The 12,956-nt window shown below is 69.9% G+C and carries 12 protein-coding genes and 2 tRNA genes; 10 read left to right on the top strand and 4 right to left on the bottom strand.

Features of this window, described 5'->3' with window-relative positions:
• Window positions 1-141: 141 nt before the first annotated feature.
• On the top strand, window positions 142-951 hold the full coding sequence (locus QF027_RS17320; RefSeq protein WP_307075497.1) for an Fpg/Nei family DNA glycosylase: 810 nt from the start codon (window positions 142-144) through the stop codon (window positions 949-951).
• Window positions 952-960: 9 nt separating this feature from the next.
• Here the strand turns inward: QF027_RS17320 and QF027_RS17315 are convergent, their stop codons facing one another.
• Window positions 961-2,190 carry a GNAT family N-acetyltransferase gene (locus tag QF027_RS17315; RefSeq protein ID WP_306981237.1) on the bottom strand — a complete coding sequence of 410 codons (1,230 nt, stop codon included), beginning with the start codon at window positions 2,188-2,190 and terminating at the stop codon, window positions 961-963.
• A gap of 168 nt (window positions 2,191-2,358) precedes the next feature.
• Here QF027_RS17315 and QF027_RS17310 point away from each other — a divergent pair, with 168 nt between their 5' ends.
• The 3 genes from QF027_RS17310 (at window position 2,359) to QF027_RS17300 (ending at window position 4,394) form a co-directional block, all read left to right on the top strand.
• Window positions 2,359-3,540, top strand: a complete 1,182-nt coding sequence (locus tag QF027_RS17310) for a PP2C family protein-serine/threonine phosphatase (protein WP_306981239.1) — start codon at window positions 2,359-2,361, stop codon at window positions 3,538-3,540.
• Between the two features lie 261 nt (window positions 3,541-3,801).
• Complete coding sequence (locus QF027_RS17305; RefSeq protein WP_307075495.1) at window positions 3,802-3,939, top strand: hypothetical protein; 138 nt, start codon at window positions 3,802-3,804, stop codon at window positions 3,937-3,939.
• Window positions 3,936-4,394 carry an HD domain-containing protein gene (locus tag QF027_RS17300; RefSeq protein ID WP_307075493.1) on the top strand — a complete coding sequence of 153 codons (459 nt, stop codon included), beginning with the start codon at window positions 3,936-3,938 and terminating at the stop codon, window positions 4,392-4,394. The genes QF027_RS17305 and QF027_RS17300 overlap by 4 nt, the downstream gene beginning before the upstream one ends.
• Here QF027_RS17300 and QF027_RS17295 read toward each other — a convergent pair.
• The gene (locus QF027_RS17295) at window positions 4,391-5,509 is read right to left on the bottom strand and encodes an acyltransferase family protein (protein ID WP_306981246.1); all 1,119 of its coding nucleotides are present in this window, start codon (window positions 5,507-5,509) and stop codon (window positions 4,391-4,393) included. The two genes, QF027_RS17300 and QF027_RS17295, sit on opposite strands and share 4 nt — an antisense overlap.
• Before the next feature lie 365 nt (window positions 5,510-5,874).
• Here QF027_RS17295 and QF027_RS17290 point away from each other — a divergent pair, with 365 nt between their 5' ends.
• Complete coding sequence (locus QF027_RS17290) at window positions 5,875-6,069, top strand: hypothetical protein (RefSeq protein WP_020136157.1); 195 nt, start codon at window positions 5,875-5,877, stop codon at window positions 6,067-6,069.
• Between the two features lie 152 nt (window positions 6,070-6,221).
• Here QF027_RS17290 and QF027_RS17285 read toward each other — a convergent pair.
• A tRNA-Gly gene (locus tag QF027_RS17285) sits at window positions 6,222-6,295 on the bottom strand.
• A gap of 723 nt (window positions 6,296-7,018) precedes the next feature.
• On the opposite strand from QF027_RS17285, the gene QF027_RS17280 reads away from it, so the two are divergent.
• From QF027_RS17280 to clpX, 5 genes are all read left to right on the top strand, one after another.
• A tRNA-Pro gene (locus QF027_RS17280) sits at window positions 7,019-7,095 on the top strand.
• A gap of 195 nt (window positions 7,096-7,290) precedes the next feature.
• Window positions 7,291-8,691, top strand: coding sequence for a trigger factor (gene tig, locus QF027_RS17275; protein WP_306981250.1), 1,401 nt, complete (start codon window positions 7,291-7,293; stop codon window positions 8,689-8,691).
• A gap of 333 nt (window positions 8,692-9,024) precedes the next feature.
• Window positions 9,025-9,639, top strand: coding sequence for an ATP-dependent Clp protease proteolytic subunit (locus QF027_RS17270; protein ID WP_306986686.1), 615 nt, complete (start codon window positions 9,025-9,027; stop codon window positions 9,637-9,639).
• Window positions 9,640-9,689: 50 nt separating this feature from the next.
• Complete coding sequence (locus QF027_RS17265) at window positions 9,690-10,370, top strand: ATP-dependent Clp protease proteolytic subunit (protein ID WP_306981252.1); 681 nt, start codon at window positions 9,690-9,692, stop codon at window positions 10,368-10,370.
• A gap of 161 nt (window positions 10,371-10,531) precedes the next feature.
• The gene (gene clpX, locus QF027_RS17260; protein ID WP_007382022.1) at window positions 10,532-11,818 is read left to right on the top strand and encodes an ATP-dependent Clp protease ATP-binding subunit ClpX; all 1,287 of its coding nucleotides are present in this window, start codon (window positions 10,532-10,534) and stop codon (window positions 11,816-11,818) included.
• Window positions 11,819-11,889: 71 nt separating this feature from the next.
• On the opposite strand, the gene QF027_RS17255 is transcribed toward clpX, so the two are convergent.
• Window positions 11,890-12,936, bottom strand: a complete 1,047-nt coding sequence (locus tag QF027_RS17255) for a hypothetical protein (protein WP_306981254.1) — start codon at window positions 12,934-12,936, stop codon at window positions 11,890-11,892.
• Window positions 12,937-12,956: the final 20 nt, after the last annotated feature.

Genomic DNA, 12,956 nt, shown 5'->3' with positions numbered 1-12,956 from the left:
CGCTTGAGGAGCGGGGGCCCGGGGGCGGAGCCGCGGGGGCCGGGTCGAAGGGGCGCCGGCCCCTGGAGGACGGGACGGGCAGGGGCGGCGGGGGCGAAACCCCCATGGCCCGCCCCACCTGCGGACGAAGAAGGAGCCACCGTGCCAGAGGGGCACACCATCCATCGCCTGGCATCGGACTACGCGGACCGCTTCTCCGGCACAGCCCCCCGCGTCACCAGCCCCCAGGGCACGTTCTCGGACGCCGCCGCCCTCCTCACCGGCTCCGAACTCACCCGCACCGAGGCCCACGGCAAACACCTCTTCCTCGGCTTCCGCGACACCGACTGGGTCCACATCCACCTCGGCCTCTTCGGCAAGGTCACCTTCGGCGCGGCCCCTGCACCCCCACCCACCGACACGGTCCGCCTCCGCCTCGCGAACACCACGGCGTACGTCGACCTCCGCGGCCCCACGACCTGCGCCCTGATCACCCCCACCGAGAAACAGTCGATACACGACCGCCTCGGCCCGGACCCGCTCCGCGAGGACGCCGACCCGCACGCCGCGTACCAGCGGATCTCCCGCAGCCGTACGACGATCGCCGCCCTCCTGATGGACCAGAAGGTCATCGCGGGCGTAGGCAACGTCTACCGCGCGGAGGTCCTCTTCCGTCACCGCGTCGACCCGTACTGCGCGGGCAAGGACATCACCCCCGCCGAGTGGGACGCGATCTGGACCGACCTCGTCGAGCTCATGCGGGAGGGCGTGCGGAACAACCGCATCGACACCGTCCGCCCGGAGCACACCCCGGAGGCGATGGGCCGCCCGCCCCGCGTCGACGACCACGGCGGCGAGGTCTACGTGTACCGCAGGGCCGACCTGCCCTGTCACATCTGTGGCGGCGAGATCCGCACCGCCGGTCTCGCCGCCCGCAACCTCTTCTGGTGCCCGGCCTGCCAGAAACCCTGACGACAGGCCCTAGAACCCGTGCGGCAGCCAGGGCGCCACCGCCGACCCGAACCCCACCGCCGCCTCGGCCAACGCCCCCTGCCGTATCTCCCGCACCAGCCCGGCCCCCGCCAGCGAGGCGAGGCTCACGCCGCCGAGATAGGCCGCCGCCAACTCCCGTACGGACAGGGCGAGATCGGCCGGGTCCGTCGTACGGTCGCACGACGCGCCCTTGGCGTCCCCGCTGAGCCGCCAACGCCCGGAGTTCCAGGGGCAGAACGAGTCCTCGACCTCCAACACCACGTCAACCGGCGTCTGATACGTCCGCGCCTCCAGCGCGGCCCCGACGTCCACCAGCCGCACATGCAGCGCGTCCCGCACCAGCAGCGAACAGCGCCGGACGTCGGAGACGAGGTACTGCCAGACCTCGTCGACCGGCCGCCGCCGCACGTCGATCCGCGAGGTGAGGTCGAGGTCGAACAGGAACCGCCACAGCGCGCCGTGCGTGGCCGGATCCAGCGCCTCCAGGTCGGAGACCACCACCGTGCCCCTGGGCCCGGCCGGCTCCCAGTCCGCCTTGACCCGGTACCGCACGAACCCCACGACCTCCCCGTCCCGCTCCGCGACCACGCACTGCAGCGGTGAGGCGCCGCCCCGGTCACTCTCCGGGTCGAGCAGCCACAGCCGCTCCCAGCCGGGGACCCGGGCGATCATCCCGGGCCGCCGCGGTACGAGCCGGGCGTACACCGCCTCGCACGCGTCGAGCACGTCGGCGGGCGCCGCGTACCGCAGCCGTACGTCGTCGGTGCCGGGCGGTACGGACAGCCGCACCCGGGTCGTGTCGATCTCGGCGTTGACGTGATAGGTGGCGGCGCCGTACCCGAACCGGCCGTAGATCACCGGCTCGGAGGCCGTGAGCACGGCCAGCGGCTCGCCCCAGGACCGTACGTCGTCCAGCTGGCGCCGCATCATCGAGGTCAGCACCCCGCGCCGGCGGTGCGTGCCGGCCACGCCGACCATGGTGACGCCGGCGGCGGGCACGGAGGCACCGCCCGGCACGGTCATCCGGAAGGCGAACGCCCCCGCCGTGCCCACACACCGCTCGCCGTCCCAGGAGCCGATGAACCGGTCGTCCACGCTGAGCTCACGCCACAGCTCCTGCTCCTCGGCCGACTCCGGGACCCCGCCGAAGGCGCGGATCAGGTTGCCGTACCACTCGTCCCATTCGTCCTGCCGCAGCACGCGCAAGTCAGTCCCCATGAACCATGCCTACCAGGGCATTGCGGGACGAGCGAGGGAATTTCCCGGGACCCGTCGCCGGCCGGGGCGTTCACCGCTCTCCGGAGACTGTGAAGTTGAACCTCGCACGGGGGACAAGTCGTACCTCCTGTGCCAAGCAGGGGGTTCGACGGATAAGGTCCCGAACTAATGGCAGCAGGACGAGAGCGGCGCGCGGAAGCCGAGACGTTCACGGCCCGGTTGAGGATGCAGTGGCACCGGGTCCGCGTCGGCCTGCGCAGAAGCGCCGTGGACTACTTCCGCGGCGACGGCTCGGACTGGGTCGCGCTGGCCGGTCTGCTCCTGACCGTCCCGGTGATCGCGGCCATTACTTTGATGAACTCGGTGTGGTGCTCACCGGCCGCGCTGGTCCTGCCGATCGTCGCCGGCGGACTGCTGCTGCGCCCGGCGAGCCTGCTCGGCCTGTACGCGGCGGCGGCGACGGCCCTGATCGTGGAGTCGGTGCAGCTGGGGCCGTACACCGAGGGACCGTCCCGGGTCACCCCGGGCGTGGTCCTGGTCGTGGCCGCCTGTGGCTTCTTCGGCCTGCTGATCGCCCAGTTCCGCAGCCGGGTCGGGGTGCCCTGGCGGCGCGGCGGCACGATGCTGTTCGACCTGCGGGAACGCATCAGGGTGCAGAGCAAGCTGCCGCAGCTGCCGCAGGGCTGGCACCGGGAGATGGCGCTGCGTCCCGCGGGCGGGCAGTCGTTCTCCGGTGACTTCGTCGTCGCGGCCCGTACCAACGGCGGCCGGACGCTGGAGGTCGTCCTGACGGACGTCTCCGGGAAGGGCATGGACGCGGGATCGCGTGCGCTGCTGCTGTCGGGGGCGTTCGGCGGCCTGCTGGGTTCACTGCCCCCGCATGCCTTCCTGCCCGCCGCGAACGGTTATCTGCTCCGCCAGGACTGGGACGAGGGTTTCGCGACCTCCATCCACCTGGTCCTGGACCTCGACTCCGGCGACTACGAGCTCTACTCGGCCGGCCATCCGCCGGGGCTGCAGCTCAGCGCGGGCAGCGGCCGGTGGGAGGAGAAGGCCGCGGAGGGCCCGCTCCTCGGGGTCTACGACGGCGCCCAGTTCGACCCGGTGAAGGGCGCGCTCCGGCCCGGTGACGTGTTGATGCTCTTCACCGACGGTCTGGTCGAGACGTCCGACCGGGACATAGTGGAGGGCATCGACCGCCTGACGGGCGAGGCCGACCGCTATGTGGCGGGCGGCTTTCACGGTGCCGCGTGGCACCTGATCGAGGCGGTCGCGAAGGACGTCAACGACGACCGGGCGCTGCTGCTGATCTGCCGGGAAGGGCCTACGGCCCAGGCCGTGCCCCGCTGACCATGACCCCAGGGCGGGGATCACCGCCGCCCGGCACCTGCACGGGACCGCCCGCCTCGGCCAGGTCTTCCAGGCCTTCGACTCCGGGACGGCACAAAAGTGACCGCGGATCCTGTCCACGTACCGACGCGGCCTGGGCCTCGCCCGGGTGACGACGGCCCGCGCCGGCCTCGCGACCCACGTCGGCTCCGCCTTCGACACGGAACTGTGGACGAAGGGCGGAACTCCCGTCGCCCTCGGGGCACTCGGCACCCTCTGGTGATGACCGCCCTCGGCACGGCCATCGCGCTCGCCGCCCTCGTCCACGGCGCCTTCGCCGGCACGATCATCGTGCTCGGTCTCACCGAGGCAGGCCTCCCGGCCCGTACGGCGCCGCGGCGCGACACACTGGAGCAATGACCGACGAGTTGACCCTGGCCGAAGTCGAGGCCCTTGCCCGCGCCGCGCACGAGGGCCAGACCGACAAGGCGGGACGGCCCTACGCCGAACACCTGCGGGCCGTCGCCGAGGGCGTACGCGCGCGGGGCGGCGGCGACGAGCAGATCGCGGCGGCCTGGCTGCACGACTCCGTCGAGGACGACGCGCTCTCCGCGCACTGGCTCGACCAGGCCGCGCTGAGCCGCCGTACGAAGGACATCGTGCTCGCCGTCACCAAGCGGGCCGGGGAGCCGCCCGAGGTGTACGCCCGGCGCATCCTGGCGACCCCGGGCGCGCTGCTGGTGAAGGAGGCCGACCTGGCGCACAACGCGGACCCGGCGCGCCTGGCGGTCCTGGACGAGGTGACGCGGAAACGACTGACCGAGAAGTACGCGGGGATGCGCGCGCTTCTCGGTCTGAGCCGGGTGTCTGACTAGGCGTCGACCTTCTCGCGAGGAGCCGTCGTCCGTTCGCGAACCCGGGCCAGGTCGGTGGCGTCCTTCCTGAACGCCCAGTTCATGTCGGGCTCCATCGCGAACCGGAAGACCCGGCGCACCGGCGAGGTGCACAGCAGGGTGACGGCGATCGCGGCCAGAGCACTCACGGAGAGCTCGCCGAGCGGCCGGTGCAGCCAGGCGTGGTCGAACCAGCCCGCGAAAACCGCGCCCTTGATCAGGAAACCGTGCAGCAGATAGCCGTACAGCGTGCCCGCGCCGAGCGCGGTGAACCACATCCGCCGACCCGGCACCCAGGCGAAGAAACAGGCCGTCAGCAGCAGCGAACTGCCGAACATGGCCAGCACCATGACCGGTCCCGTCCACCAGGGCGCGCCCATCTCCTGGGCGGCGTTGCGGTGGTAGAACCACTCGGTGTTCATCCGCGGCACCGCCCACCAGCCGACGGCGAGGGCGGCCGCGAACACCGGCACCGCCGCGATCCGCATCGAGCGGCGCCGCACCGTACGGAAGTGCTCGGGCTTCATGACGAGGCCCAGCACGAAGTACGGCAGGAACTGGAGCACCCGCTGGAGGTCCAGGTCGTCGCCGATGTCCGGGGTCACGGACGCCAGCATCGCGATGCCGAGCGCGAGCGGCAGCGGCCACCGCACCAGCTTCCAGATCGGCGTCGTCAGCCGCCAGATGAACAGCGCCACCAGGAACCAGGTCAGGAACCACGGGTCCAGGAGGCTGATGTCCATGCCCGGATCGTGGTCGGCGTAGCGCTTGAAGAGGGAGTACGCCGTCTCGAAGAGGACGTACGGCACGGCGACGCCGGTGATCAGCCGCTGCAACCGGTCCGGGCGCATGTCGAAACTGCGGGAGAAGAAGCCGGAGATGACGATGAACGCCGGCATGTGGAACGAGTACACGACCGTGTACACGCCCTCCAGGATCCGGCTGTCGCCCTTGAGCGGCTCCCAGGAGTGCGCGACGGCCACCAGGACGATCGCCAGGTACTTGGCGTTGTCGAAGAAGGCGTCGCGCTGCTTGGTGGGCGGCGGGTCCTGCGGCGAGCGCGGACGGGGGACTGCGTCGGCGGCGGCTGGAAACATCTGAGGCACCCTAGCCTCGGCTGTCTGTTTCCGTAAAACCGGTCGTCTCGTGGCCGGTTGTTCACTTCTGAGTCGACTTCAACAGGCCTGCATTGTCAGGATTCATCCATCAGAAATGCCGCATAACGACAGCCTTCACGAGTCTGTGTCGACCATTCGAATTCCCTGCGAACGTGATGTGCGGACGCGGTGGGTGAACACCGAAAGGAACCGGCCACGGGGTGGGGAGCGTGTATCGGCATGGCCAAACGTTGCCTCACCTGCCGCATATGCGGGCCGCGTTGGTGGCACGATGGTTCTGGCGGGGGTCGCGGGGTCGCGTCCCCGGGCCGGGAGAGCGGGACCGACCGAGGGTGTGATGAGTTGTGGCCATTTCGCTGTCAGTGGTGCTGCTGTTGGGGATCATCCTGGTGGTGTTGATGCGGGGAGGATCCATCAAGGCCGGCCCCGCCATAGTCGCGGTGCTCTTCGGCTTCTTCCTCGCCTCGACCGGCATGGCCGACGACATCCAACGCTTCCTGGACTCGATAGCGGACACCATCAACTCGATCCAGTTCTAGCCCGGGCCACCGGACGAACGCGACAAAGACCTCCGGCCCGGTCCCCTCGGGGGACCGGGCCGAGGTTCCACGTCGGAACCGACGGTCGGTGAAACAGGAAACGATCAGGGCCAGGTCGGAGGATTGATCCTCCGACCTGGCCCTGCGTCGTATGGAGCGGGCGACGGGAATCGAACCCGCGTAGCTAGTTTGGAAGACTAGGGCTCTACCATTGAGCTACGCCCGCACAGCATGCGCCGCGGTCCGGTGACCGACGGCACGAAAGCATCGTACCGGGTCGTCACCCCTCGTCGCACACCCCTTCCGTCCCGCCACGACCGGGCGAGTCCTCGACGGGGCGCACCGGGGCGCGTAGGGGCGCTGCCGCGGACGACACGCGCCGTCGGCGACGCGATCGCCAGGCCCGGGAGCGCCGCGGAACTGTGTCCGTCGAACGCCTGAGCGTCCTCGCCTCGGGTCGCGCACGGGCGGTCCCGACCCACCCGCGGTGCGCCATCCATATCCGCCGACGCCACCCCGGTCCCCTGGTGGGTGCGCTCGCCGCGTGTGTCCTTTGCGGCAGGCGCCTCGCGCATCGTGCGCAGCCTGTGGCCGGAGCTTGAGCGGGTCGGCCCACGACGCGCCGCTCGCGAGGCGTGACAACCAGTCCCGCTCGGTTGCCGGCACTGTCCCCAGCCCGGCCTCACCTGGCGGTTCACCCGCGGAGCGGTTGCGGCCGGGGTGAGGTGCGGGAGGCCCGGCCTCGCTGTGCGTGTCCGTCGGCGCACGGCGCGCGGCGCGTGTGGGGTTGTGGGCGGGCGCTTGTGACGGCGCGGCCGGGTGGTGGCCGGGCCGGTGCCGGCTGCTCCAAGCGCCCCGGGGGAGGCGCGCGGGGCGGGGTTCTGCCTGGCGCTCGCGAAATGCGGCAGCCCCGCTGCCTGCGGGCATGTACCCTACGTCTCGCACCAGACGGGGTGTGGCGCAGCTTGGTAGCGCGTCCGCTTTGGGAGCGGAAGGCCGTGGGTTCAAATCCCGCCACCCCGACCACCTGCGCGATCACCTCGCGCGGCCGTACACAGTGATCGCCTTTGGGGCGTGTCGCCGCTGCCGTTACTATGCAAGCTGCACGCCCGTGTGCCTCATCCTCTGGATCTCCACTGGAAGTCCTCCGGGCGGCGAATCCGCCGGAGCCGCTCTGGCTCCGGCAGAAACCAAGAAGTCAGCCCCCAAGGAGACCGAACCGTGAAGAGCGCCGTGGAGACCCTGAACCCGACTCGGGTTCGGCTCAGCATCGAGGTGCCCTTCGAGGAGCTCAAGGACAGCCTCGACGCGGCGTACAAGAAGATCAACCAGCAGGTCACGGTGAAGGGCTTCCGGAAGGGCAAGATCCCGGCGCGCGTCATCGACCAGCGGTTCGGCCGCGGTGCGGTGCTGGAGGAGGCCGTCAACGACGCGCTTCCGAAGTTCTACACCGAGGCGGTCAACGAGGCCGAGATCGACGTCCTCGGTCAGCCCGAGGTCGACATCACCGAGCTGAAGGACGGCGAGACGCTGAACTTCACCGCCGAGGTCGACGTCCGCCCGGCCATCGAGATCCCGGACTACTCCGGCATCGAGGTCGAGGTCGACGCGGTCGAGGTCAGCGACGAGGACGTCGACAAGGCCGTGACCGAGCTGCGTGAGCGCTTCGCGTCGACCTCCCCGGTCGAGCGCGCCGCCGAGGACGGCGACGTCATCACCATCGACCTGGAGGCCAAGGTCGAGGGCGAGGTGCTGGAGGACGGCGTCGCCAGCGGCGTCTCCTACACCATCGGCTCCGGCGAGCTGCTGGACGGCATCGACGACGCCGTGAAGGGCCTGGAGGCCGGTGGCGAGGCCACCTTCACCTCCGAGCTCAAGGGCGGCTCCGCGGCCGGCAAGGAGGCCGAGGTCACCGTCAAGGTCACCCAGGTCGCCGCCCGCGAACTGCCCGAGCTGGACGACGAGTTCGCTCAGCTCGCCTCCGAGTTCGACACCCTCGACGAGCTCAGGGCGGACAGCCGCAAGCGCCTCGAGAACATGAAGCAGTACGACCAGGCCACCCAGGCCCAGGAGCGCGTCCTGGAGAAGCTCCTGGAGCTCGTCGAGGTGCCCGTCCCCGAGAAGCTGCTCGAGGACGAGATCAACACCCGCAAGCACAACCTGGAGCACCACCAGCTCGGCCAGATGGGCCTCGACCTCGAGAAGTACCTCGAGATCCAGGGCAAGACGGCCGAGGAGTTCGACACCGAGACCAAGGAAGCCGCGGTCAAGGGCATCAAGACCCAGTTCGTGCTGGACGAGCTCGTCAAGCGCGAGAAGCTGAACGTCAACCAGGAGGAGCTCACCGAGCACCTCATGCGCCGTGCCGCCTCCTCCGGCATGTCCCCCGACCAGTTCGCCCAGGCGGTCGTCGAGGGCGGTCAGGTCCCGCTCCTCGTCGGCGAGGTCGCCCGCGGCAAGGCCCTGGCCGTCGTGGTCGAGGCCGCCACGGTCAAGGACACCAACGGCGAGGTCGTCGACCTGGACGACGACGAGGACGAGACGGCCGCGGCCCCTGCCGAAGACGCCTCGGCCGCCTCCGAGGAGACCCCGGCCGAGGCCGAGGAGAAGACCGAGGGCTGAGCCCACGGCACCTTGCAAGGTCGCAGGACGGGCCCCCGGGGACTTGTGTTCCCCGGGGGCTCTCCCGTCGTACGGGACGGCGGCCGACCGAGGGGCGCGAGGCGGCCGGCCGCCGCAAACCCGGAGCCGTCCACGAACGGGAAGCCCCGCGGCGCTACGCCCCCGGCGAACACCCCGCTTACCGGGATTCTCCGAAGGGACCAGCGCGTTAGGGTCCATGACTACGAGGGCAGGGAAGTCCCCGACTGCCCCAGCCCCGCACGGAACACGCAGGGAAACGTGAGACGGCCCGGCGCCGTCGTAAGACGAGCAGGTGGATACGTGACGAATCTGATGCCCTCCGCCGCCGGCGAGCCTTCCATCGGTGGTGGCCTCGGCGACCAGGTCTACAACCGGCTGCTCAACGAGCGGATCATCTTCCTCGGCCAGCCGGTCGACGACGACATCGCGAACAAGATCACCGCACAGCTTCTGCTCCTTGCCGCGGCCGACCCCGACAAGGACATCAACCTCTACATCAACAGCCCGGGCGGCTCGATCACGGCCGGCATGGCGATCTACGACACCATGCAGTTCATCAAGAACGACGTGATGACGATCGCCATGGGCCTCGCCGCGTCCATGGGCCAGTTTCTGCTCAGCGCGGGCACCCCGGGCAAGCGTTTCGCCCTCCCGAACGCCGAGATCCTGATCCACCAGCCCTCCGCCGGTCTGGCCGGTTCGGCCTCGGACATCAAGATCCACGCCGAGCGGCTGCTGCACACCAAGAAGCGCATGGCCGAGCTCACGGCCCAGCACACCGGCCAGACCGTCGAGCAGGTCACCCGGGACTCGGACCGCGACCGCTGGTTCGACCCCGAGGAGGCCAAGGCGTACGGCCTCATCGACGACGTCATCACCACGGCCGCCGGTATTCCGGGCGGCGGCGGCACCACCACCGGGGCCTGAGGCCCCGGGAAAGCCCCCAGCCGACCGCCTCAGCCCCTAGGAGACAGACAGTGAACGACTTCCCCGGCAGCAGCCTGTACGACCGCACACGCGCCGAGTACACGGGTCCCTCGGCGGAGTCCCGCTACGTGATCCCCCGCTTCGTCGAGCGCACCTCGCAGGGCATCCGCGAGTACGACCCGTACGCGAAGCTCTTCGAGGAGCGCGTGATCTTCCTCGGCGTGCAGATCGACGACGCCTCCGCCAACGACGTCATGGCGCAGCTGCTGTGCCTGGAGTCGATGGACCCCGACCGGGACATCTCCGTCTACATCAACAGCCCGGGTGGCTCCTTCACCGCGCTGACCGCGATCTACGACACGATGCAGTTCGTGAAGCCGGACATCCAGACGGTCTGCATGGGTCAGGCGGCCTCCGCCGCAGCGATCCTGCTGGCCGCCGGTACGCCCGGCAAGCGCATGGCGCTGCCCAACGCGCGCGTGCTGATCCACCAGCCCTACAGCGAGACCGGCCGCGGTCAGGTCTCCGACCTGGAGATCGCCGCCAACGAGATCCTCCGGATGCGCGCGCAGCTGGAAGACCTGCTGGCCAAGCACTCCACCACGCCGATCGAGAAGATCCGCGAGGACATCGAGCGCGACAAGATCCTCACGGCCGACGACGCCCTGGCGTACGGCCTGATCGACCAGATCATCTCCACCCGGAAGATGAACAACGCCGCCGTCCGCTGACCCGGACCCCGTAGGATATGCCGCCCCTTGGCACAGCGCACGTCAAAGTGAACCCTGCCAAGGGGGGCCCGAACGGGGGGCCCGGCAAGGTACCGTCGGACATAAGGCAGCACCAGGAGCCGCTGGACCTAGGCGTCTCCCAGGCGAAGGGGAAGCACACCGTGGCACGCATCGGTGACGGCGGCGATCTGCTCAAGTGCTCGTTCTGCGGCAAGAGCCAGAAGCAGGTCAAGAAGCTCATCGCAGGGCCTGGTGTGTACATCTGCGACGAGTGCATCGATCTCTGCAACGAGATCATCGAGGAGGAACTCGCGGAGACGAGCGAGGTGCGCTGGGAGGAACTCCCCAAGCCCCGCGAGATCTACGAGTTCCTGGAGGGCTATGTGGTGGGCCAGGAGTCGGCCAAGAAGGCCCTCTCCGTGGCGGTGTACAACCACTACAAGCGCGTCCAGGCCGGCGAGAACGGCGGCGGCAGCAGCCGTGACGACGCGATCGAGTTGGCGAAGTCCAACATCCTCCTGCTGGGCCCCACGGGCTCCGGCAAGACGCTTCTCGCGCAGACGCTGGCCCGCATGCTGAACGTCCCGTTCGCGATCGCGGACGCGACGGCGCTCACCGAGGCGGGATACGTCGGCGAGGACGTCGAGAACATCCTGCTGAAGCTGATCCAGGCGGCCGACTACGACGTCAAGAAGGCCGAGACCGGGATCATCTACATCGATGAGATCGACAAGGTCGCGCGGAAGAGCGAAAACCCGTCGATCACGCGGGACGTGAGCGGCGAGGGCGTGCAGCAGGCCCTGCTGAAGATCCTGGAGGGCACCACCGCCTCCGTGCCGCCGCAGGGCGGACGCAAGCACCCGCACCAGGAGTTCATCCAGATCGACACGACGAACGTCCTGTTCATCGTGGGCGGTGCCTTCGCGGGCCTGGAGAAGCTCATCGAGTCCCGGGCGGGCGCCAAGGGCATCGGCTTCGGGGCGACGATCCGCTCCAAGCGCGAGCTGGAGGCCAAGGACCAGTTCGAGGACGTCATGCCCGAGGACCTGGTGAAGTTCGGCATGATCCCCGAGTTCATCGGCCGCCTCCCGGTCATCACCTCCGTCCACAACCTGGACCGCGAGGCCCTCCTCCAGATCCTGGTCGAGCCCCGCAACGCACTGGTCAAGCAGTACCAGCGCCTCTTCGAACTCGACGGCGTGGAGCTGGACTTCGAGCGCGAGGCCCTGGAGGCCATCGCCGACCAGGCCATCCTCCGCCAGACCGGCGCGCGCGGCCTGCGCGCCATCATGGAAGAGGTCCTCCAGGGCGTCATGTACGAGATCCCGTCCCGCAAGGACGTGGCCCGTGTCGTCATCACGGCGGACGTCGTCCACTCCAACGTCAACCCGACCCTGATCCCGAGGGACGCCCGAGGGCGCGGCCCCGGCGAGCAGAAGACGGCGTAGCGACAGCACGCAGAACAGCCGAAGGGGCCCCGGTCAACCGACCGGGGCCCCTTCGCTGTTGAGCTCTGGCGTCAGGCCTTGACGCGAACTTCCTTGCGGAGCTTGGCCGTCATGTCGGCCGCGCCCGAAAGGTCCGCCGTCTTTCCGGCCATGGCGTCCGCCATGTCGATCGGGATGACCACACCCAGCGTGCTGTGGTCGCCCCAGATGCACACCGGCATGCTGATCGAGCTCGGACCGGAGCCGGAGCTGTCGGAGACCTTCGTCTCCTGGCACTTGAGAACCGCGCCGTCGAGACCGGCCGGCGTGTACGCCTTCGGGCTGCCGACGGCCTCGCCCTCGGAGTCCTTCTCGGCGCTCTTCTTCATCTCGCCGAACATGGCGTCGACGACCTTCTCGGGGTCGTCGATGTCCCCGTAGACGCCCATGAAGTTGACCATCTTCATGGCCAGGTAGTTGGTCGCGTCGCCGGACTGGTAGGTGGCGTTCACGTCCTTGGCGTTCTTCACGCCGTGCTTCTCGGCGTCCTTGACATCGTCGGCGCTGAAACCGTCCGCGCCGGAGCTCGCGGCCTTCTTGTAGTCGGTGAGGACCGTGGCCGGTGTGGCCAGCTTGTGCGCCCCGTCGTCCGCGATGTCCGACCCGCCGCCCCCGCCCCCGCCGATCACGAGGTACGCCCCCACCGCGATCGCGGCCACGACCGCCACCGCGCCGATGATGATGCCGATCTTCTTCCCGTTGCCGCCGCCCGGCGCCGGGGGCTGCGGGACGCCGTAGGGGGCCTGGCCGTACGGCGGCTGCTGGCCGTACGGGGCCTGCTGGCCGTAGGGAGCCTGCGGCTGGCCGTACGGCGGTGTCTGCGGTGGCACCCCGCCCTGCTGCGGATAGCCGTAGCCCGGCTGCGGAGGCTGCTGTCCGGGCTGCGCGGGCTGCTGTCCGGGCTGCTGAGGAGGCTGTCCCGGCTGCTGGGGCGGCGGTGCCTGCTGGGGGTAGCCGTAGCCGGGCTGGGGCGCCTGCGGCGGCTGGCCGTAGGGGCCCGGCTGGCCGTACGGCCCGGGCTGCTGCGGCTGACCGGGCTGCTGGGGCTGCCCGTACGGGCCCGGCTGGTTGTGACTCATCTCTGGGTTCCCCTCCAGAT

It is taken from the genome of Streptomyces canus, from assembly GCF_030816965.1.
In the GTDB taxonomy this organism is placed as follows: Bacteria; Actinomycetota; Actinomycetes; order Streptomycetales; family Streptomycetaceae; genus Streptomyces; species Streptomyces canus_E.
Note: the sequence above shows the minus strand (reverse complement) of the source record. Positions and strands in the feature narration are given on the sequence as shown.

Excerpts from the sequence above, each read along its gene's own strand:
- QF027_RS17315 (WP_306981237.1), bottom strand. The coding sequence starts at position 2,190 with ATGGGGACTGACTTGCGCGTGCTGCGGCAGGACGAATGGGACGAGTGG.
- QF027_RS17300 (WP_307075493.1), top strand. The coding sequence starts at position 3,936 with ATGACCGACGAGTTGACCCTGGCCGAAGTCGAGGCCCTTGCCCGCGCC.
- QF027_RS17310 (WP_306981239.1), top strand. The coding sequence starts at position 2,359 with ATGGCAGCAGGACGAGAGCGGCGCGCGGAAGCCGAGACGTTCACGGCC.
- QF027_RS17270 (WP_306986686.1), top strand. The coding sequence starts at position 9,025 with ATGCCCTCCGCCGCCGGCGAGCCTTCCATCGGTGGTGGCCTCGGCGAC.
- QF027_RS17255 (WP_306981254.1), bottom strand. The coding sequence starts at position 12,936 with ATGAGTCACAACCAGCCGGGCCCGTACGGGCAGCCCCAGCAGCCCGGT.
- QF027_RS17305 (WP_307075495.1), top strand. The coding sequence starts at position 3,802 with ATGACCGCCCTCGGCACGGCCATCGCGCTCGCCGCCCTCGTCCACGGC.
- QF027_RS17295 (WP_306981246.1), bottom strand. The coding sequence starts at position 5,509 with ATGTTTCCAGCCGCCGCCGACGCAGTCCCCCGTCCGCGCTCGCCGCAG.